The organism is Sorangium sp. So ce204, assembly GCF_051526795.1.
In the GTDB taxonomy this organism is placed as follows: domain Bacteria; phylum Myxococcota_A; class Polyangia; order Polyangiales; family Polyangiaceae; genus Sorangium; species Sorangium cellulosum_B.
The window spans coordinates 5,190,867-5,211,258 of record NZ_CP150317.1; the positions used below are offsets into that span (position 1 = coordinate 5,190,867).

At 71.3% G+C, this 20,392-nt stretch carries 15 protein-coding genes; 13 read left to right on the forward strand and 2 right to left on the reverse strand.

The genetic code is table 11. From position 1 onward, the window contains the following. Entirely contained in the window at positions 1 to 1,512 is a 1,512-nt protein-coding gene (locus tag WMF22_RS19235; protein ID WP_438036649.1) for a GH1 family beta-glucosidase, read from the reverse strand. Positions 1,513 to 1,632: 120 nt separating this feature from the next. Here WMF22_RS19235 and WMF22_RS19240 point away from each other — a divergent pair, with 120 nt between their 5' ends. From WMF22_RS19240 to WMF22_RS19290, 11 genes are all read left to right on the forward strand, one after another. Further along, positions 1,633 to 2,601 (forward strand): quinone oxidoreductase family protein, encoded by a 969-nt coding sequence (locus WMF22_RS19240; RefSeq protein WP_437300515.1) that lies wholly within the window; start codon positions 1,633 to 1,635, stop codon positions 2,599 to 2,601. 200 nt (positions 2,602 to 2,801) lie between these two features. Next, positions 2,802 to 3,167, forward strand: coding sequence for a glutaredoxin domain-containing protein (locus WMF22_RS19245; RefSeq protein WP_437300516.1), 366 nt, complete (start codon positions 2,802 to 2,804; stop codon positions 3,165 to 3,167). A 254-nt stretch (positions 3,168 to 3,421) separates the two neighbouring features. Next, positions 3,422 to 4,342 carry an ABC transporter permease gene (locus tag WMF22_RS19250; RefSeq protein WP_012236088.1) on the forward strand — a complete coding sequence of 307 codons (921 nt, stop codon included), beginning with the start codon at positions 3,422 to 3,424 and terminating at the stop codon, positions 4,340 to 4,342. A 2-nt stretch (positions 4,343 to 4,344) separates the two neighbouring features. Further along, complete coding sequence (locus tag WMF22_RS19255; protein WP_438036650.1) at positions 4,345 to 5,397, forward strand: ABC transporter permease; 1,053 nt, start codon at positions 4,345 to 4,347, stop codon at positions 5,395 to 5,397. A gap of 45 nt (positions 5,398 to 5,442) precedes the next feature. Continuing rightward, complete coding sequence (locus tag WMF22_RS19260; protein WP_437300518.1) at positions 5,443 to 6,456, forward strand: ABC transporter ATP-binding protein; 1,014 nt, start codon at positions 5,443 to 5,445, stop codon at positions 6,454 to 6,456. Next, positions 6,453 to 7,469 carry an ABC transporter ATP-binding protein gene (locus WMF22_RS19265; protein ID WP_438036651.1) on the forward strand — a complete coding sequence of 339 codons (1,017 nt, stop codon included), beginning with the start codon at positions 6,453 to 6,455 and terminating at the stop codon, positions 7,467 to 7,469. The genes WMF22_RS19260 and WMF22_RS19265 overlap by 4 nt, the downstream gene beginning before the upstream one ends. 125 nt (positions 7,470 to 7,594) lie before the next feature. Next, positions 7,595 to 9,016, forward strand: coding sequence for a hypothetical protein (locus WMF22_RS19270; protein WP_438036652.1), 1,422 nt, complete (start codon positions 7,595 to 7,597; stop codon positions 9,014 to 9,016). Positions 9,017 to 9,142: 126 nt separating this feature from the next. After that, positions 9,143 to 9,493 (forward strand): BolA family protein, encoded by a 351-nt coding sequence (locus tag WMF22_RS19275; RefSeq protein WP_438036653.1) that lies wholly within the window; start codon positions 9,143 to 9,145, stop codon positions 9,491 to 9,493. Between the two features lie 14 nt (positions 9,494 to 9,507). Beyond that, positions 9,508 to 10,320 carry a metallophosphoesterase family protein gene (locus tag WMF22_RS19280; protein WP_437300522.1) on the forward strand — a complete coding sequence of 271 codons (813 nt, stop codon included), beginning with the start codon at positions 9,508 to 9,510 and terminating at the stop codon, positions 10,318 to 10,320. A gap of 732 nt (positions 10,321 to 11,052) precedes the next feature. Continuing rightward, positions 11,053 to 12,639 carry an AAA family ATPase gene (locus tag WMF22_RS19285; RefSeq protein ID WP_438036654.1) on the forward strand — a complete coding sequence of 529 codons (1,587 nt, stop codon included), beginning with the start codon at positions 11,053 to 11,055 and terminating at the stop codon, positions 12,637 to 12,639. Between the two features lie 5 nt (positions 12,640 to 12,644). Beyond that, positions 12,645 to 13,772: a hypothetical protein gene (locus tag WMF22_RS19290; RefSeq protein WP_438036655.1), complete on the forward strand. Its 1,128-nt coding sequence runs from the start codon at positions 12,645 to 12,647 to the stop codon at positions 13,770 to 13,772. Between the two features lie 37 nt (positions 13,773 to 13,809). Here the strand turns inward: WMF22_RS19290 and WMF22_RS19295 are convergent, their stop codons facing one another. Continuing rightward, on the reverse strand, positions 13,810 to 14,190 hold the full coding sequence (locus WMF22_RS19295; RefSeq protein ID WP_438036656.1) for a CBS domain-containing protein: 381 nt from the start codon (positions 14,188 to 14,190) through the stop codon (positions 13,810 to 13,812). 792 nt (positions 14,191 to 14,982) lie between these two features. Here WMF22_RS19295 and WMF22_RS19300 point away from each other — a divergent pair. Continuing rightward, positions 14,983 to 15,810: a hypothetical protein gene (locus tag WMF22_RS19300; protein ID WP_438036657.1), complete on the forward strand. Its 828-nt coding sequence runs from the start codon at positions 14,983 to 14,985 to the stop codon at positions 15,808 to 15,810. Between the two features lies 1 nt (position 15,811). Next, the gene (locus tag WMF22_RS19305; protein WP_438036658.1) at positions 15,812 to 19,984 is read left to right on the forward strand and encodes a serine/threonine-protein kinase; all 4,173 of its coding nucleotides are present in this window, start codon (positions 15,812 to 15,814) and stop codon (positions 19,982 to 19,984) included. Positions 19,985 to 20,392 lie beyond the last annotated feature (408 nt).

The window sequence follows — 20,392 nt, forward strand, 5'->3', positions numbered from 1 at the left end:
TCAGCCGGTCACGTTGTCCCACGCGACGGCGGTCGGCCCGAGGAGCGAGCGCCCGCCGGTCGCGATGACCTCTCGGTACCAGGAGAACGAGTCCTTCGGGATCCGTCGCTGCGTCGCGTAATCGACGTAGACAAGGCCGAAGCGATCCTTGTAGCCCTCGGCCCACTCGAAGTTGTCGAGGAGCGACCAGGCCCAGTACCCGACGACCGGGACGCCCTCCTGGACGGCCCGCGCCAGGCCGAGCAGGTACCGGTGCATGACGTCGATGCGCTTCGGGTCGTGCACCTTGCCGTCGAGGAAGACCTGGTCCCGCGTCGCCAGGCCGTGCTCGGTGATCCCGATGGGCAGCTTGTACCGCTCCCAGAAGTACCTCGATCCCCAGTAGAGCGTGCTGGGGACGATCTGCAGCCAGTCGAGCGTCCCGCGCGGATAGCCCGGCGGGGAGACGACGCGCTCCGGCCTGCCGTCCTTGCCCTGCCGCCACGTGCCCGCCGAGTACATGTTGAGCCCGAGGTAGTCGATCGGCCGCTTGATCTGGTCGAAGTCGCTGGCGGGGAACTCGGGCATGTCGTCGCCGAAGAGCCGGAGGCCGCTCTCCGGATACCGCCCCTCGAGCACCGGACAGATCCACCAGGCGTTGTTCCAGGGGTTCTTGTCATAGACAGAGAAGATCGCCTCGCGCGCCGCCTCGATGTCCGCCGGATCCTCGGTCGCCGGGCGCTGCACCTGCGTGGCGAGCACGTAGCCGATCTTCGCCGCCGTGGCCGCGGCGCGCAGGGCGTCCACCTGCTTGCCGTGCGCCCGCATCTGGTTGTGGGCGGCGGTCAGGTATTCCCGGTAGGGGAGCTTGAGCCCGGGGGCGAAGACGCCGTTGAGGAGCGCGTTGCCGATGAACGCCTGCGGCTCGTTCTGCGTCACCCACCAGGGCACGCGATCGCCGAGCCGCCGGGCGACGACGGTCGTGTAGTCCGCGAACCAGTCGGCGACGTCGCGCTGGAGGAACCCGCCGCGATCCTGGAGCGCTTGGGGGAAGTCCCAGTGGAAGAGCGTGCACATGGGCACGATGCCGGCGCGGAGGAGCTCGTCGACGAGGCGATCGTAGAAGTCGAGCCCCTTCGGGTTGACCTTGCCCGTGCCGTCCGGGAGGACCCGCGTCCACGAGACGCTGAAGCGGTAGCTCTTGACCCCGAGCTCGGCGAGCAGCCCGACATCCTCCTTGTAACGGTGGTAGTGGTCGCAGGCGACGTCTCCGGTGTGCCCTTCGAAGACCTTCCCAGGGGTCTTCGAGAAGACGTCCCACACGGAGGGCGTCCGGCCATCCTCGCTGGCGGCGCCCTCGATCTGGTAGGCCGCGGTGGCCGTGCCCCACAGGAAGTCCGCGGGGAACGGCGCGACCGTCGCGTTTGCTCGGCCCGCGCCGGCCGAGGCGGCGGTCACTGGCGGGGGCGCGGACGAGGGCGAGGCGGGAGAGGCGTTGCTCGCGGGGAGCGACTCGGAAGGATGGAGAGCCATGGAGGCATCATCCACGGCGTGCGCGGGACAGCAATGGGTTCGATGCGCGTCGGCTTCGATGCGCGTCGATGAGCGCGCCGGTCGCTTGACGACCCAGCGCGGCTCGACAACATGGGCGGCATGCTCGCGATCCGACCGAAAGCCGCAGGCGGCCCCGAGGTGATGACGCTGGAGGAGCTCCCCACGCCCGCGCCGGGCCCGGGGGAAGCCGTGGTCCGCGTCGAGGCCGCCGGCGTGAACTTCATCGACATCTACCAGCGGAGCGGCCAGTACAAGATCGAACCGCCCATCCCGCTCGGCCTCGAGGGCGCCGGGCGCGTCGAGGCGGTGGGGCCGTCCGTCACCGAGGTGAGGGAAGGGGACGAGGTCGCGTGGACCGGCGGCCCCGGCTCGTACGCGACGCACGTCCGGATCCCGGCCGCGAAGCTCGTCCCCGTGCCCGCGGGCGTCGGCGCGAGGCGCGCCGCGGCCGCGATGCTCCAGGGCATCACGGCGCAGTACCTCGTGCGCTCCACGTTCCCGCTCGGCCCCGGCCACACGTGCCTCATCCACGCGGCCGCGGGCGGGGTCGGCCTGCTCCTGTGCCAGATGGCGAAGCGGCTCGGCGCGCGCGTGATCGGCACCGTCTCGACCGAGGAGAAGGCGCGCCTCGCGCGAGACGCCGGCGCCGACGAGGTGATCCTGTACACGAAGGCCGATTTCGAGGCCGAGGCGCGCCGGCTCACGGGCGGCGCCGGCGTCCACGTCATCTACGACGGCGTCGGGAGCGACACGTTCGCGAAGGGCCTGGGCGCGCTCCGCCTGCGCGGCACGATGGTGCTCTTCGGCCAGTCGAGCGGGCCGGTGCCGTCGTTCGACCCGCAGATCCTGAACCAGAAGGGGTCGCTCTACCTCACGCGGCCGAGCCTTCAGCACTACACCGCGACGCGCGAGGAGCTGCTCGAGCGCGCCGCCGACGTGCTCGGCGCGATCGCGCGCGGCGAGCTCACGATCTCGATCGGCGCCACATACCCCCTCGCCGAGGCGGCGGAGGCGCACCGCGCGCTCGCCGGGCGGGCGACGACGGGGAAGGTGCTGCTCATCCCGTAGCGGACGGAACCGTCGCGCGGAGGCGCGATTCGAGGCGCGGAGGAGCTGGGGAGTTCGGCCCCGCCGCGGGAGCTCCCTGTCTCTCTGGTTCTCTCTCGGGCGCGCGGACGTGCGCTGTACGCGAGCCGCCTCCGGCCAATCCGGCCGTTGACCGTGTCGTCTCCGGGCCGGTACGCTCCCGGCCCGGAGGTGCTCATTCCATGGCCGAACGTCCCACGCTTGCTCCCGAGAAGATCTCGGACACGGTGATGTCGCAGATCGCCGGATTTCATCGGTCCATCGTCGACGAGGTCGCGGCGGCGGTGAGCCGCGACCGGGTGGTCGTCGTCGGGATGGCCCAGAATCCCTTCGTGAAGAAGGCGCGCCAGCTGCTCGACGGAGAGGGCGTGAAATATACCTACCTGGAGTACGGGAGTTACCTCTCCAGGTGGAAGGAGCGGCTCGCCATCAAGCTCTGGGCGGGCTTTCCGACGTTCCCCATGGTGTTCGTCGGCGGGGTCCTCGAAGGCGGCTACGCGGAGCTCGTGAAGCTCCGCGACCAGGGCAAGCTCAAGGGCTCGCCGTGATCAGGCGCGCATGAACGCGGGGCACAGCGCGCAGGCCGCCTCGGCCGCGGCGCGACGTGCCGCGCGAAACGCCGCGGTCGACCGGCGGTTCCGTGATATGCGGGAGGTCGCGGCGCGCGCTCGCGGCGATCGCGGCGAGCGCCGCGCTGAAGGAAGGCAGCACGGAGGCACCTCGTGACATCGCTCGGGATCCACGGAAGGCGGCGGGATGACGGGGCGAGCGGCGCGGCCCGGCGGCCGGGAGGCGGCGCGCCGTGAGCTCCTACGCCATCAAGCGGCTGCTCTCCATCATCCCCACGCTCTTCCTCGTCGCCACCCTGGTGTTCGTCCTGGTGCGCATCGTGCCGGGCGGCCCGTTCGACCAGGAGCGGGCCGTGCCCGTCGAGGTCCAGCGGCAGCTCGACGCCAAGTACCACCTGAACGATCCGGTGCTGAAGCAGTATGGCGACTGGCTCCTTGCGCTCGTCACCCGAGGCGACCTGGGCCCGACGTTCAAGTACCCGAACCGCACCGTCAACGAGATCATCGCGCTCAGCCTGCCCGTGTCGATGCAGCTCGGGTGCTGGGCGATGCTCTTCGCCCTCGCGACGGGCATCCCGCTCGGCATCATCGGCGCGATCCGCCAGAACACCTGGAAGGACACGGCGGCCATGGGGGTCGCGATGGTCGGCCTCAGCGTGCCGCGGTACGTGCTCGCCCCGCTGCTCATGCTCGTCTTCTCGCTCAAGCTCTACTGGTTCCCGGTGGCGCGCTGGGAGACGTGGCGGCACATGGTGCTGCCGGTCATCTGCGCCGGGCTCCCTGTCGCGGCCTACATCGCCCGGCTGACGCGCGGCGGGATGCTCGAGGTGATCCGCTCGGATTTCATCCGCACCGCCCGCGCCAAGGGGCTCTCCGAGCGCAAGGTCGTCCTGAAGCACGCGCTCCGGGGCGGGCTGCTCCCTGTCGTGAGCTTCCTCGGCCCCGGCTTCAGCGGCCTGCTCGTCGGCTCCCTCGTCGTCGAGAAGATCTTCAACATCCCCGGCATGGGCCGTTACTTCGTCGAGGCGGCCACGAACCGCGACTACAACCTCGTGATGGGGGTCATGCTCGTCTACGGCTTCCTGCTCATGCTCTTCAACGCGATCGTCGACGTGGCGTACGCCTTCATCGACCCGCGGGTGGAGCTGCGCTGACCATGCCCCACGCCGCCCTCCCGCAGCCCGCCGCCCCCGGCGATCCGCCCGCCGCCCCTGTCGACGCGGGCGGCGCGGCGCCGAGCCCGGCCGGCCCGCTGCGGCTCGACGCGCTGGAGCAGGGCTCGAGCCTCGGCCGCGACGCGTGGCGGCGGCTCCGGAAGAACCGCGCCGCGGTCGCCTGCGGCGTCGTGCTCATCGCGATGATCCTCGCCTGCATCCTCGTCCCCGAGCTGTCGAGCTACCGGTACGACAAGGCGGATCTCAAGCTCGGCGCGCAGCCCCCGTCGCTCGCCCACTGGATGGGCACCGACTACTTCGGCCGCGATCTGATGGCCCGCGTCTTCTTCGGCGGGCGCATCTCGTTCGCCGTCGGCATCGTCGCGACGCTCGTGAGCTTCGTCATCGGCGTGAGCTGGGGCGGCGTCGCCGGGTACTTCGGGGGCAAGGTCGACGCGATCATGATGCGCATCGTGGACGTGCTCTACACGTTCCCGTTCCTCATCCTCGTCATCCTGCTGATGGTCTTCTTCGCGAACGACCAGACCGTGCTCTACCGCGCCTGGAAGGTCGCGCTCGGCCTCTTCGTCAAGGAGCCGTCGGACCCGAGCTACTTCCCCATCTTCCAGATCGTCGTCGTCTTCGCGGCCCTCGGCGGTATCTCCTGGCTCACCATGGCCCGCATCGTCCGCGGCCAGGTCATCGCGCTGCGCGGCCAGCCGTTCATCGAGTCGGCGCGCTCGATCGGCGTCGGGCACGCCGCGCTGATCTTCCGGCACCTCGTGCCGAACGCGGTCGGCCCGATCATCGTCTACACGACGCTCACCATCCCCGAGGTGATGATGACCGAGGCGTTCCTGAGCTTCCTCGGCCTCGGCACGCAGGAGCCGCTGTCGAGCTGGGGCCTGCTCGCGTCCACCGGCGCCGACGCGATGGACCTCTTCCCCTGGCAGCTCGTCTTCCCGGCGCTGATGCTCGCGCTCACGCTGATCTGCTTCAACTTCCTCGGCGACGGGCTCCGCGACGCCCTGGATCCTCGCATCCGAAAGGACTGAAGGGCGCCGCGTTCCTCCTCCGGGACGCGCGCGCCCGCACGGACCATGCTGCTCGAGGTCAAGAACCTGAAGACCCACTTCTTCACCGAGGAGGGGGTGGTCCGCGCGGTCGATGGCATCTCCTTCAGCCTCGATCGGGGCGAGGTCCTCGGCATCGTCGGCGAGTCCGGCTCGGGCAAGAGCGTGACGAGCCTCTCCCTCCTGCGGCTCATCCCCGACCCGCCGGGCAGGATCGTCGGCGGCCAGATCCTCCTCGAGTCCGAGGGCGGCGTCGTCGAGGACCTCGTGGAGGCGAGCGAGGCGCGGATGGAGCGCGTCCGCGGCGACCGGATCGCGATGATCTTCCAGGACCCGATGACGTCGCTGAACCCTTACCTCCGGGTGAGCGAGCAGCTCATCGAGGTGCTGGAGCTCCACCGCGGCATGGGCCGCGCCGAGGCGCGCCGGCGCAGCGTCGAGATGCTGCAGGCGGTCGGGATCCCCGCGGCGGCGTCGCGGATCGACGACTACCCGCACCAGCTCTCGGGCGGGATGCGGCAGCGCGTGATGATCGCGATGGCGCTCCTGTGCGACCCCGATCTGCTGATCGCCGACGAGCCGACGACGGCGCTCGACGTCACGATCCAGGCGCAGATCCTGGACCTGATCGGGGAGCGGAAGGAGGCGCTCGGCGCGGCCGTCCTCCTCATCACGCACGACCTCGGCGTCGTGGCGAAGATGGCCGATCGCGTCGCGGTCATGTACGCCGGGCGCATCGTCGAGGAGGGCCCCGTCGGCGCCATCTTCCACGCGGCCCGGCACCCGTACACCATCGGCCTGTCGCGCTCGATCCCGCGGCTCGACGACGCGCGCGGCGCGGATCTCGTCCCCATCCCCGGGATGCCGCCCTCGCTCGCGCGCCTGCCGCCGGGCTGCCCGTTCCACCCGCGCTGCGCGCACGCGATCGCGGCGTGCCGGGAGGAGGCGCCGCCGCCGCGCGTCGTCTCGGGCGAGGGCAACAGGAAGGCGCTGCACGTCGTGCGGTGCCACGTCGAGGACGTCGCAGGACGAGCGCCATGACCACCGCCGCTACCCCCCCGCCGCTGCTCTCGGTGCGCGATCTCAAGGTCCACTTCCCGGTGCGCCGCGGCCTGCTCCAGCGGCAGGTCGGCACGGTGCGCGCGGTCGACGGCGTCTCGTTCGACGTCGAGCGCGGCGCGACGCTGGGCCTCGTCGGCGAGTCCGGCTGCGGCAAGTCGACGACGGGCCGGGGCATCCTCCGCCTCGTCCCGCCCACGTCGGGGAGCGTGAAGATCGACGGCCGGGAGATCCTGACGCTCGAGCCGCGCGCGCTGCGAAAGGCGCGCCGCGAGATGCAGATGATCTTCCAGGACCCGTACGCGAGCCTGAACCCGCGCATGACGGTCCACGACCTCATCGCCGAGCCGCTCTCCACCCACGGCCTCGTCTCGTCGCGCGACGAGGCGCTGCGCGAGGTGGCGCGCCTCATGGAGCTCGTCGGGCTCTCGCCCTCGTACATGCGGCGCTATCCGCACGAGTTCTCCGGCGGCCAGCGGCAGAGGATCGGCATCGCCCGCGCGCTCGCCCTGAAGCCGAAGCTCGTGATCGCGGACGAGCCGGTGAGCGCGCTCGACGTGAGCATCCAGGCCCAGATCGTCAACCTGCTCGCGTCGCTCCAGCGCGAGCTCTCGCTCACGTACGTGTTCGTCGCGCACGACCTCGCCGTGGTCCGCCACCTGTCAAGCGAGATCGCGGTGATGTACCTCGGCCGGATCGTGGAGCGCGCTCGCCCGGATGAGCTCTTCCGTTCACCGCAACATCCGTACACGCAGGCCCTGCTGTCGGCGATCCCGATCCCGGATCCCGACGTGGAGCGCACGCGCCGCCGGCTGCCCCTCGTCGGCGAGGTGCCGAGTCCGCTGAACCCGCCGTCAGGGTGCCATTTTCACACACGCTGTCCCTATACGATGGACCGGTGCAGCGCCGAGGCCCCTCCGCTGGAGGAGCGCCGCCCTGGGCACTGGGCCGCCTGCCATCTCACCGAGCTGCCCACGGCACCTACGCATCCGTGATGTGATCCGGCGGCGCGCACTACCCCACATCGGCTGGGCTCGTTGTCCAGACATGACGTGGAATGTCCGATGACAGGATTTTCCTGACCTCTGCGTGAAGTAGCGGGGTTAGGATCCTGGGACCGATGCCGCGAATCTCTGACGCCACGCTTCGCGCCCAGATCCCGACGGCCCTTCTCATCGGCGGCGATCAGGCGTTGCTCCAGCGCTGCCAGACGGCGGCGATGGATGTGGGGATCATCGTCAAGGCGTGTCCGGTATCGATGGCCGCCGCGCTCGCGGAAGAGCGTCGGCCGGTGGTCATCGTGGTCACGTCGTCGACTTACGCGCTCGCTCCCGAGGCGTTCGAGGAGATCGCGCGCGACGTGGTCAGCACGCTCGTGCGGGTCGACGAGGCGATGGCGGACGACGAGCTCGGGGCGCTGCTGGCCACGGCGGCGCGCGAGAGCCGCAAGCAGCGCTCGCGGCAGCTGACGCCCGGTCGCTACTCGATGATGCCGGCGGAAGAGAGCGCGTCGGTGCCGCGGTCGGAGCGCATGACCATCGGGGTGATGAAGGCGGACCCGGCGTCGCGGCGCGACCCCGAGGCGACGCCGCTGCCGCGCTCGGGGCCGCGCAGCGCGAGCGCGCAGGCGCCGCGCAGCGCAGGAGCGCAGGAGCTCGCGTACCGCGAGCGCGTGGCGGCTGCCGTGGCCGCGCAGCGGCCGGAGCGCTCACGCGCGGAGGCGCCGGGAGAGGCGGCGCACCGCCCGCGCGAGGCGCCGGTGCCGCGCTCGGAGCGCCTGGGGGTCATGGTGGGGCCGCCCTCGTCGCGGGCGCGCCGTGAGCTGCCCGCTCCGACGCCGCTCCCGCCGCCGCCGCCGGCCGCCGGTCCGGCGGTCGCGCGCCGGGAGGCGTCCAGGCCGGTGCAGGCATCGCCGGCGGCCGGAGCGTACGTGCGGCGGGATACGCCGCTGGCAGGCTCGCATCCGGCCGAGGCATACGCGCGGCGGGATACGCCGATGGCTGGCTCGCAGCACGCCGGGGCGTACGCGCGTCGGGATGCGCCGGCCGCGACGTATACACGGCGAGAGACGTCGGCGCCGCTGTCGCAACGGGCCGTTCCGAGCTCGCGGCAGCAGGCCGGGGTGGTTCCGCGCCGGGATACGCCGGCGGCGCATGCGCTTCCGCGGCAGGTGCCTCCGTCGCCTGCCGCGCAGCGCGACGCGCAGCCGTGGGAACAGCGCGACGCGCAGCCGTGGGAGCAGCGCGACGCGCAGCCGTGGGAGCAGCGCGACGTGCAGCCGTGGGAGGAGAACCTCGGCCTGCAGCCGGGCGCGGCGCCCCCGCAGCGGGAGGTGCTCGCGATGGACTCGCAGGACGGCGAGGCGCACGGCGGTCATTCCGCGTCGCCGCCGAGCTCCCATCGCGCGCCGCCGAGCTCCCATCAAGCGCCGCCCAGCTCCCATCAAGCGCCGCCGTCCTCTCGCAGAGCGCAGTTCCACGTCGACATCGCTCTCCTGTTCGATGAGCGAGGTCTGCCGCGCGCCGATCCGCCGGCGAAGTGACGCCCGGCCGGGGCGCGCCGGGCGGCTCATCCGCTGGCGGGTGCGCCGGGCGATCCCCTGGGTCGGCGAGGGGCCGCGTCCCCGCGGGTGACCGGCGGCGCGGCGGAGGGTAAGCTTCGCGCGGCCATGACGACAGGGACGAAGCAGGAGTCGATCCACGGCAAGCTCGTTCGCGCGCTCGAGCCCGTGCACATCGAGGTGGAGAACGAGAGCCGCATGCACAGCGTACCGGTGGGCTCGGAGACCCACTTCAAGGTGCTCGTGGTGAGCGAGGCGTTCCGGGGCCTGAGCCCGCTCGATCGCCACCGCCGGGTCAACGACCTGGTGCGCGAGGAGTTCCGCTCCGGGCTGCACGCCCTGACGATCCGCGCGATGACGCCGGACGAGTGGGAGCGGCAGGGGGGCGCGGACTTCCGCTCTCCCCCGTGCCTGGGCGGCTCCAAGGCGGCGCCGGAGCCCGGCGCCAAGTCGGGCTGAGCGGCCAGGCGCGCATGGAGCTCGTCGTCGCCCTCGTCTCGGACCTGCACTTCGGCCCGGAGGCATCGTTCGGGGGCAAGCTGCGCAAGCTCACGGGCGAGGCGCCCGAGCTGACCCGCGCCTTCGTGAAGCGGATGAACGAGGTCACGCGGCCCGATCTCGTCGTGAACCTGGGCGACGACATCGAGGACGAGGGGCCCGAGGCCGACCGGGAGCGCTACGGCGCCTGCATGGCCGCGCTCCGCGGCCTCAAGGCCGAGCTCTTCCACGTCGCCGGCAACCACGACGTGATCCACCTGAGCGAGGCCGACCTGCTGTCCGCCTGGGGCAGACCCGAGGCGACGCGGCTCCACTACGCCTTCGACCGCGGCGGCTTCCACTTCACGGTCCTTCACACGCGCGAGCGCAAGGATCACGACATCTCGCTCGGGCCAGAGCAGCTCGCCTGGCTCGGCGAGGACCTCGCGGCGTCCCCGCTGCCCAAGATCGTGCTGATGCACCACAGCGCGGCCGATCAGGATCTCCGGGGCAACCGCTGGTTCGAGGGGAGCCCGCACATCTGCCTCGTGCGCGAGCGGCGCGCGATGCGGAAGATCTTCGAGGAGCACGGCGTGCTCGCCGTCTTCAACGGCCACCTGCACTGGAACCACCTCGACGTGATCCGCGGCATCCCGTACGTGACGCTCCAGAGCCTGATCGAGAACCTCGACGACGACGCGCCGGGCCGCCCCGCCGCGGCGCACGCGGTCGTGCGGCTCGGCCCGAAGCGCATCGTGGTGGAGATCGAGGGCGCGGAGCGGGCGCGGTACCAGTTCGACCGGCGGTAGGGGGCGGAGAGCCTCTCCTCCGGCGCGCCGTTCCGGCCGGGGGAGGTCCGCCGAGCACAGGCCGGCTGCCCCATACCCCGTCGTTCACAGGAGAGGCTCCGAAGTGACACTACGTGTGTCCAGCCGTTTACAGGAGAGGCTCCGAAGTGACACTACGTGTGTCCAGCCGTTTACAGGAGAGGCTCCGAAGTGACACTACGTGTGTCCAGCCGTTTACAGGAGAGGCTCCGAAGTGACACTACGTGTGCCCCGCCATGCACAAAACCGCATGACCGCGCGCCTCAGCGGTTTGCCAGGCACGCGCAGCGTGCTTCCACCCGAGGGCGCGGGCCACGCTCTTAGACTTCCGGTTCGGACGCGGACGCAGCAGCTTGTGGCCGAGCTCGGTGGTGCGAACATTCCGAGGTGGCCGACTGAAAGCACGAAGAACCCGGGAAGGCGCCTGGCTTGCCCGCCAGGAACCCGGAGCAACGCCCCAAGCTGCTCCGAGCAACCGGGCACCGTCGCCTTCGCATCAGCCCGGCGCTTCACGCATCGGCGCGGTGAACGTCGACGCCCGGGTCAGGGCCGTGATAGCGCTTGGCCCGAGGGGTACCGCGATGCCGTTCGTGTCTCCGCGCCACGAGGCGACCTCGTCCCGGCCGCTCGCTGGTGTGGCGCGGGCGCCGCCGTTGCACCAGCATACGGCAAACAAAGCGGCTCCGAGGTTGCAGTGGGAGAGCTGGAGGTTCAGTGAAGCTGGTCGGATTCGGGGTCAAGAACCTGAGGTGCCTGACGGACACGGGGATCCTCTCCCTCAAGCCCATCACGCTGCTGGTGGGCCGAAACAGCTCGGGAAAGAGCACATTCCTGCGCGCCTTCCCGCTGCTCCGACAGAGCGTGGAAGCGGAGAGAAGCAGTCCGATCCTCTGGTACGATCCGAAGTTCGTGGATTTTGGATCCGTTGCTGATGCCGTGAATTTCAGGTCCGACGAGAAGTGTATATCCTTTTGCTTTTGTGTGGACATATCTAAAGAGCATTGGTGGACCACCGAATCGACCAGCATCAATGTCGAGATTACTATTGCGTCCAACATGCAGGAACCTTATGTAAACAGCTGCAAATTTCACGTGGCGGATCATGAGATAATAATTCGGGCCATGCCAGACGGACAGCTGATTGAGTTTCTTGTTGACTCACATAATATCATGTCCGCGGATGTTCCTCTCGCGCTTGGCGGTCGCATGGTGCTGATTCCAGCTCTTGTGTCCTCTGAAGGGCCGAATTTTCGATATGTGCCGGTGTACCGGCTGCGCTGGGAGGACGACGATTTTTACGACGGAAGAGCCCTGGAAAGCTCTGTTTTTTATAGCCGGGCAGAGTCCGTGTTCCTGGAAGCGTTCGGTTCCAAAGCGCCAGCGAGCTTGGTTGACCATGTTCGGATTGGCTCGTGCGCGCAGATGCTGAACGATGCGCGAAAATTTCTGGCAAAGATCGGTAGCGAGGACCTTGCGATTGAGCTCAATCCTGACAGCCCTGGGTTGCGCAGAGGACTCGCCTTTCAAGTTGCATACCTACTGCCGGGGATCATTGCCAATCTTGACTACACGATCGGTTCCTTCTTTGCGGGTATCAGGTACGTGGCACCCCTGCGTGCGAGCGCGTTGCGTACATACCGTATCCAGCAGCTCTCGGTGCAGGAGATTGATCCCCAAGGTCAGAACCTTCCGATGTTTCTAAGGTCGCTTTCTCCCGAGGAGACGAGGAGCTTCGCTGCATTTACCCGCGCTCACCTCGGCTTCGAGACCATGATGCGCACCGAGCGCCTCCACACGGAGATCCTCATCAAGGAGCGCGGTGCCGACCGCTTCGTCAACCTCGTGGATGCGGGGTTCGGCTACTCCGAGATCCTACCGCTCGCGGCAACCCTTTGGTCTGCTTGTCTTCGAGAGCAGGAACCCGGGGATGTTCCGACGACCATGCTCGCGATCGAACAGCCCGAGCTGCATCTGCACCCGGCGCATCAGGCGAGGCTCGCCGACATGATCGTCGGCGCTCTTCTGGAGAGCCGGAGGTCGGGTCGCGAGGTCAAGCTGATGGTCGAAACCCACAGCGAGGCGCTCGTGAACGGGCTGGGGATGCTCATCCGGAAGAAGCAGATCGACCCATCGGACGCCCAGATCCTCTTCTTCGATCAGGACAGGGAGACTCGCCAGACGACGGTGACCGTGAGCGGCTATGAAGAGGACGGCGCTCTCAGCGATTCCTGGCCTTTCGGCTTCCTCGCGCCCGTCGCGGAGCCCCTGGAAGAGCTCCCCATTGCCGTCGGCCAGCGGTAGATCGCATGCTGATCTACCTTGACCCGTCCGCCATCGCGGACGCGGTCGGCGGCGGGGCGACCGCAGAGAAATCCTGCGACTGCATCGAGCTCCTCCTCAGGATGCATCGCGAGGGGCAGCACGTCGTGGCCATCGCTCCCGAGGACATCGAAGCCGTCGGCCCCCTTCTCCCGCGGCTGTCGCGGCGCGAGAAGAGCACGCTCGAGCGCATCCGCGGCACATCGCTTGAGCTCTTGAGCCTGAGGAGTCGGCTCGACTGGTATGTGGAGCTCGGCGTCGGCGCACGGTTCGACGGAAAGGAGCACATCGAGAGCTCGGGTAGCCACGTCGTCCGGGCCCCCCTCCATCACTTCGACAGGAGCACACGGACCATCCGCGCCGTGCTGCTCGGGGAGAACCTCCTCGACGTGGACTTCTACGCCGAGGTCGCTCAGCTGCTGCTCACCCTGCGGAATCTGCGGAGACTCAGGTTGCAGTTTGAGCGCCGCGGAGCAGGGGGAAGCACCCTCGCACCGGAGTTCGCTCGGATCGCGGACGACGGCCGCATCGTGCTAGCCATCGCGGACAGCGATCGCCGGTACCCCGAGGGACCCAAGGGAGAGACATGGCGCGAGCTGGAGAAGAAGGCGCAAGGGAGGTCAGCGTTCCAGCGGGCGAGGGAAGTGCACGGCCGTGAAGCGGAGAACCTCGTCCCCCTCGACGTCTATGATGCTGCGCTCACGCAGAAGAGCGCGAAGGATCCTCGCCGCTCTGTCGTCGCGGACCTCCGCCGCCTGGCGGAAGAGCACCGCGCGCACGCCGATATCAAGGACGGCATCACACTGTACCAGATCGAGCACACCATGAAGGCCGGGGAGCGCGAGTTTTGGTCCGACGTGAGCGCCGAGCTCAGGCGCGACCGTTGCCAGCGACCGAAAGGCAAATGCCAGCAGCGCGCAGAGTGCGGATGCTTCGTGGTCGAAGGATTGGGGGCGCACGTGCTCAAGCAGATCGTGGAGTGGCTCCGCCAGGAGGGCCCGCGGCACCCGCGAGAGGTCGCGCGACTCTTCGACTTGCCACAAAATCCCAAGCTCGCGCAGCTCTCTGGTGAGATCGCCGCCTGGGGATGCGCGTTCCCGGAGATGTTGACCTAGGCTCCGGCGCAGCGGCGGCCCCGGCTGCGCCGTGACGTCAGGCGGTGCTCGGCGGGAGCGGCATCACGCACGCCACGAAATAACGCAGGATGTCCTGCGGGGTGATGATCCCGACGAGGCGCCCCTCGCGCACCACCGGCAGGTGGTGGATCCGGTTCGCGCGCAGCAGGGTCATCACCTCGTCCGTGGGCATGAACTCGTCCACGCAGATGGGCGGGGTGCTCATCACGTCTGCAGCCGTCATGCCCGCGTACTCCTTGCGCAGGAGCACGCCCAGGAGATCCGTCTCGCTGACGAACCCGACGATGTGGTGCCCCCCGTCGATGACCGGCGCGCCGCTCAGGTGATGGCTGGCGAACAGCTGCAACATGTCGATGACCGGCGTGCCCTGCTCCAAAGCGATAACGCGCTCGGTCATCAGATTGCGCGCATGGCCCTTCATGGTCCGGGGCATGTAATGATCAACACGCAGCGACGTCAAGGGCGCCGATGCACCGCGCCGAGCAGCCCGTCCAGCCGCCGTCCGTCGCGCAACCCGTCACAACGCCCCCGCCCAACGCCCCCGCCCAACGCCCTCCGTCGCGCGACCGCTGCGGACGGCCGGGGGCGCAACGCACCGGTCGGCTCGGCCGACCTCGGCGCGCCCCACCGGCCGCCGCCGCGGGCAGCGGGCCCGCCGGGGGAGCTCAGGGAGCCGACGGCGGGGCCCGGGAGGCGCAGGCCCAGGCCGTCGCCCGCCCGGATGGATCGAGCCCGCCGAGCGCCTCTCCGGGCGCCTCCCGGCGAGGAGGCCGGCTGTCGGCGACAGGCCATCGTGTCGCCATCATCGCACGTCGACCGCACTCCATGGCTCCTCCGTCCCCGGTGCCAGCATCGCTGTCCATGATGCCTTGGACAGAGCAGGCGTCTCGCGCCGACAGCACCACGACAGCGCGAACAGAGCGATCGCGCCGCGACACAAAAAAAGAGACCATTGCGTGCGCGTCGGTCTTTGCCCGGCGGGGTATCAGTGACATCTTTCCATTTGTCTCTGTAGCGGAGATGGCCCCATCGGCCGCTCCGACTCGTGGGCTTCTTCGCGGCTCGTGCATCTGAACAAGATCACGCGCCGGTGTTCGATGCGCGTACCCCTTGGCCCGCGCCTCGGCGCCGGTCGTTTCGGGAGCTCGTGGGCCATGCGCTCATGGGCATCCCAGGGGGGGCGTTATCCATGGAGCATTCGCCGAAGCTAGCTGCACTCCTCCTGGCCATCGCGGCGCTCTTCGCGAGCGCGTGCGCGGTGGCGCTCGATCCGGACGCTCAGGCCGAGGACGCCGGGGACGCCGCGTCCCAGGCCGCCCAGACGGCGAACGCGCTCACGTCGAACGCGCTGACGTCGAACGCGCTGACGTCGAACGCGCTGGCGTCGAACGCGCTGACGTCGAACGCGCTCACGGCCGAGGCGCTCTCGGGCCACCCGCTCACGGCCGAGGCGCTCCGCGACCCGGCCGCGCGCACCCTGCTGAAGTACGTCGCGGGCTGCGCGCTGCCCGCGGGTGAAGGCTTCACCGTCGCCGTGAACGGCGACGAGTTCTCCTTCCCAGGGGAGCTCGGCCTCGCGGCGAGCTGGGGCGAGGAGGGCGGCGCCTGCGACGAAGCGTGCCGGTCCTGGGTCAGCGGCTGCGTCCTCGCTCGCGTCAATTACCTCGGGCACAAGGTGAACATCTCCGTCCGCGGAGATCACGAGGAGCTCCAGGCCGACAAGGTCGAGCGCGCGGCCTATCCGAGGCGCGAGGCCACCTACTACGGCAACATCTTCGCGCCGCAGCGCCGCTACCACGCGTGCCTCCCCCCCGAGCCGTCGTCGCTCGCGCGCGCCTGCGGGCCCTCGCTCGACACGTGCGCGATCCAGGTCGCCGGCTCGTGCGCCAGCCTGTGCGACGAGCCGGACAGCGACGGAAGCTTCCCGAGCTGCCGCGGCAAGGTCCGCAGCAGCTCGGGCAAGCTCGTCGTCGAGAGGACGCCGAACCCCGGCTCGGTCACCGTGTTCCTGCGCTGACGTGGGCCACGCGGAGATCATCGCGGGGCGCTTCGCCGTCGAGGGCGAGGCCGCCTCCGGAGGGATGGGCACCGTCTACAAGGCGTACGACCGCCTCGGCGGCGCGGCGGTCGCCCTCAAGATCGTCCGGCTGAGGAACGAGATCCAGATCGAGCGGTTCGAGCGGGAGGCCGCCCTCCTCGCCGCGCTCGTCCACCCGGGCATCGTGCGCTACGTCGCGCACGGCAGCACCCCGGAAGGCGATCGCTACCTCGCCATGGAGTGGCTCGACGGCGAGGACCTCGCCGCGCGCCTCGCGCGCGGCGTCCTGCCGGCGAGCGAGGGGCTCTTGCTCGTGCGCCGGGCCGCCGACGCCCTCGCGTTCGCGCACGCGCGCGGCATCGTCCACCGCGACATCAAGCCGAGCAACCTCTTCCTCCCGGGCGGGGACGCCGGGCGGGTCAAGCTCGTCGACTTCGGCATCGCGCGGCCCAGCAGCGACGCGGGGCGCGTCACCGTCACCGGCGGCGTCCTCGGCACGCCGGGGTACATGGCCCCGGAGCAGGTCGAGGCACACAGCGCGCCCGACCCGCGCGGCGACGTGTTCTCCCTCGGGTGCGTCCTCTTCGAGTGCATCGCCGGCCAGCCCGCCTTCGCGAGCGCGAGCCCGATGGCCTCGCTCAGCAGGGTGCTGCTGATGAACCCGCCCCGCCTCCGCGACGTGCGCGCGGACGCGCCGGCGCCGCTCGACGAGCTCGTCGCGCGCATGCTCTCCAGGCAGCCCGGCGACCGCCCGCGCGACGGCGCCGAGGTCGCGGCCGAGCTCGACCGGATCGCCGCGATGCGGGGCGGGTGGACCGCGCCGCCCGACGCGCCGACGCTCGCGGGCGGCGCGCCGCCCGACGCCCCGGCCCACGGCCTCGGCCCGCGCGACCGCGCCGCGCTCACCCTGGGCGAGCAGCGCGTCGTGAGCCTCGTCTTCCTCGGCGAGCCCGGCCACGGCGCAGCCCGGGCGCCGCAGCCCGCCCCGCAGGCCCAGGAGGCCCCTGGCGAGCCGCCGCCCGCCTCGCGCAGGTCGCAACTGCCGCCCGCCTCGCGCAGGTCGCAGCTGCCGCCCGGATCGAGCAGGCTACAGCCGTCCACGTCGAGCGCCCGGGCCGCGGAGATCCGATCGCTCATCGAGCTCCACGGCGGCAGGCTCACGCAGCTCGTCCCGGGCGTGGAGATCGTCATGATGTCCGGCCCCGGCAGCGCCGTGGATCGCGCCGAGCGCGCCGCCCAGTGCGCGCTCGCCCTCCGCACCGAGCTCCCGGCCGCACCGCTCTGCGTCATCACGGGGCGGGGCGTCTTCTCCGCGGGCCTCGCCGAGGGCGACGTGATCGACCGCGGCCTCGCCGAGCTCCGCGCGGCGCTCGACGAGCGTGAGGTGCGCGCGGTGCGCATCGACGGCGCGACCGCCGACATGCTCGGCCCGCGCTTCATCGTCGCGCACGCCGCGCCCTCGGCGCCGGGCGGGCCGCTCTTCCTCTACGGCGAGCGCGCCGTCGACGAGATCGCCCCCGCCTTGCTCGGGAAGCGCACCCCGTGCGTCGGCCGCGCCCGCGAGCTCTCGATGCTCCACGGCGTGCTCGCCGGCTGCATCTCCGAGGCGCTCGCGAGCGCGGTGCTCGTCCTCGGGCCGCCCGGCGCCGGCAAATCCCGGCTCCGCCTGGAGCTCTTCGCCGCCCTGCGGCAGCGGGACGAGCCGCTCGAGATCCTCTGGGGCCGCGCCGACTCGGGCGCTCCCGGCTCGCCGTTCGGCATGATCGCGGACGTGCTCTGCCGGGCCGCCGGCCTCCGCGCGCGCGACCCGGCGTGGGCGCGGCAGCGCAAGCTGAAGCAGCGGCTCGGGCGTCACCTGGGCGGCCCGGCGCTCGATCGCGCGGCGGCGTTCCTCGGCGAGATCAGCGGCGCGCCGTCGCCGGAGCACGCCCGCATGGTGCGGGCGGCGCGCCAGAGCGCCACCGGCATGAGCGACGGCGTGGGGGCCGCCTGGGAGGACTGGCTCGCCGCCGAGTGCGCCGCGCGCCCCGTGCTCCTCGCGCTCGAGGACCTCCACTGGGGCGACGCCGCCACCGTGCGCCTGCTCGACGCGACGCTGCGGAACCTCCGCGAGCTCCCGCTCATGCTGCTCGCGTTCGCGCGCCCGGACGTCCACCGGCTGTTCCCGAGCCTGTGGGCCGAGCGCGAGGTGCAGACGATCAAGCTCGGCCCGCTGCCCCGCCGCGCGAGCGCGGAGCTCGTGCGCGCCGCGCTCGGCGAGCCCGTGCCCGAGGGCGTTGTCGCGCACCTCGTCGAGCGCGCCGGCGGCAACCCGTTCTACCTGGAAGAGCTCATCCGCGCGGTCGCGAGCGGCAAGGAGGAGCTCCTGCCCGACTCGGTGCTCGGCACGGTGGAGGCGCGGCTCGACGCCGAGGGCAACGAGGGCAAGCGCGTGCTCCGGGCGGCCAGCATCTTCGGAGATCGCTTCTCGAAGCGCGGCGTCGCGGCGCTGCTCGGCGGCGAGGAGCGCCTCGCCGACGTGGAGGCCTGGCTGACGGCGCTCGCCGACCGCGAGCTCGTCGCGCCGGCCTCGGCGTCGGCGGGCCTCGCCGACGCTGCCGACTACGTCTTCCGCCACACGCTCGTCCGCGAGGCCGCGTACGCCATGCTGACCGAGCGCGACCGCGCCCTCGGCCACCGGCTCGCGGGCGCGTGGCTCGAGCGGAGCGCCTCCGCCGATCCGCAGGGCGTGGCCGAGCACTTCCGCCGCGGCGGAGAGCCCGGCCGCGCGGTGCGCTGGTACCGCCGCGCGGCCGAGCAGTCGCTCGAGGCGAACGACCTGCGCGCCGCGATCGAGCGCGCCGCGTGCGGCGAGGCGTGCGGCGCCGAGGGCGAGGATCTCGGCGCGCTCCGGCTGGTCGCGGCCGAGGTCAACGTCTGGACGGGCGACCTCGCGGCGGCCGAGGAGCTGGGCGCGTCCGCGGCCGAGCTGCTCCCCGCCGGCTGCGCCGGGTGGTTCCGGGCGGTCACCCAGATCGCCGCCGCGGCCGGGAAGCTCGGCGCGGTCGACCGCGTCGCGCGGTGGGCCGCCATCGCCGAGGGGATGTCCGCGGCGCCGCCCTCCTTCGCGTCCGTGGCGCCTCCCACGTTCGCGTCCGCGGCGCCGCCCTCCGCTGCGCAGGCGGGGCCGCCGTCCGCCGCGCCCGCGGCGCTGTCCTCCGGCGCGGCCGCGCTGCGCCGCGCCCGGATCGCGTGCTTCTGCGAGTGCGGCGCGCAGCTCGTCTTCGGCGGCCGCTACGCCGAGGCCGACGCGCTGCTCGCGCGCATCGACGAGGACCTCCGCGTGCATCCGCCGCCGGACGCCGAGCTCGTCGCGATGGCGCAGCAGCTCCGCGCGATCCGCGCCTCGGCCGGCGGCGATCCCGAGGCGTGCCTCGAGGGCCTGGAGGCGGCGCTCGCGGCGTTCGAGCAGGCCGGGGACAGGCGCAGCGCGTGCGTGATCGGCGCGAACCTCGGCTTCATCTACGCCGAGCTCGGCGAGCTCGGGGCGGCCGAGTCCGTCCTGCGCGCCGCCCTGGAGGCCGCCGACCGGATGGGGCTGCGCGAGCTCGAGACGGTGGCGCTGCACAACCTCGGCCACGCGCTCGGGCAGCTCGGCAAGCTCGACGAGGCGCAGCTCGTCGAGCGGCGCGCGGTGGAGGCGTTCCAGCAGCGGGGCGACCTCCGCATGGAGGGCGTGGCGCGGACCTACCTCGCGAAGATCGCGCTCCTCTCCGGCGACGCCGCGACCGCCGAGCGGGAGGCGCGCGCGGCCGAGGCGGCGCTGCACGTGGCCCCCCGGCTGCGCGCGGCCGCGGTGGCGGTGCGCGCGCGGGCGCTGCTCGCCGCGGGCGAGGTCGCGGCGGCGCTCGGCGCGGCGCGGGCGGCGTTCGGCGAGCTCGCGGCGCTCGGATCCCTGGAAGAAGGCGAGTCGCTCGTGCGGCTCGCCTACGCCGAGGCGCTCACGGCGTCCGGCGCCCACGCCGAGGCGGCCGCGGTGCTCTCGGAGGCCAGGGAGCTCCTGCTCGCGCGGGCGCGCCGGATCGCGGACCCGCGGCGGCGCGAGCGGTTCCTGACGGCGGTGCCCGAGAACGCGCGCATCGTCCGCGGCGCGCGCGGTGCGACGGCGACCTAGCCGCCCCGAGGGCCCGCGCCCTCCGCCTCGCCCGCCCGCGTGCCCCCGGCCCTCGCCGCGGCATGGGCGGCTCTGCGCCCCCGCGCTGATGCCCTGTCGCGCCGCCTGGACCGACGTGACCCGTGAAGGGGAGGACACCGGCCTTCCGATTGTCCAGGATACGTGAGCTGCTTGTCGCGCTGACAGCCTGTGAGTTCTGCTTGATTCGAATTAAACAAATACTCTATCAGAGGTGGCAGGTGATCAGACGAGCTCATTCCTCCAGCATGCGCCCTGCACGACCCACCGCCGTCACACCCGCTCGAAATCAGAGAGTCGAGAGAAAACGATGGGCCGGGCGCCGGACGTGGTTTGACGCATTGCGGTGCACGGCGGGAGCTGTCGTGGTGCTGCTCTCGCAAGGATGCG

Coding starts and splice junctions, on each gene's coding strand:
- WMF22_RS19235 (WP_438036649.1), bottom strand. CDS start 1,512: ATGGCTCTCCATCCTTCCGAGTCGCTCCCCGCGAGCAACGCCTCTCCC.
- WMF22_RS19255 (WP_438036650.1), top strand. CDS start 4,345: ATGCCCCACGCCGCCCTCCCGCAGCCCGCCGCCCCCGGCGATCCGCCC.
- WMF22_RS19300 (WP_438036657.1), top strand. CDS start 14,983: ATGGAGCATTCGCCGAAGCTAGCTGCACTCCTCCTGGCCATCGCGGCG.
- WMF22_RS19290 (WP_438036655.1), top strand. CDS start 12,645: ATGCTGATCTACCTTGACCCGTCCGCCATCGCGGACGCGGTCGGCGGC.
- WMF22_RS19295 (WP_438036656.1), bottom strand. CDS start 14,190: ATGACCGAGCGCGTTATCGCTTTGGAGCAGGGCACGCCGGTCATCGAC.
- WMF22_RS19275 (WP_438036653.1), top strand. CDS start 9,143: ATGACGACAGGGACGAAGCAGGAGTCGATCCACGGCAAGCTCGTTCGC.
- WMF22_RS19280 (WP_437300522.1), top strand. CDS start 9,508: ATGGAGCTCGTCGTCGCCCTCGTCTCGGACCTGCACTTCGGCCCGGAG.
- WMF22_RS19240 (WP_437300515.1), top strand. CDS start 1,633: ATGCTCGCGATCCGACCGAAAGCCGCAGGCGGCCCCGAGGTGATGACG.
- WMF22_RS19260 (WP_437300518.1), top strand. CDS start 5,443: ATGCTGCTCGAGGTCAAGAACCTGAAGACCCACTTCTTCACCGAGGAG.
- WMF22_RS19245 (WP_437300516.1), top strand. CDS start 2,802: ATGGCCGAACGTCCCACGCTTGCTCCCGAGAAGATCTCGGACACGGTG.
- WMF22_RS19270 (WP_438036652.1), top strand. CDS start 7,595: ATGCCGCGAATCTCTGACGCCACGCTTCGCGCCCAGATCCCGACGGCC.
- WMF22_RS19265 (WP_438036651.1), top strand. CDS start 6,453: ATGACCACCGCCGCTACCCCCCCGCCGCTGCTCTCGGTGCGCGATCTC.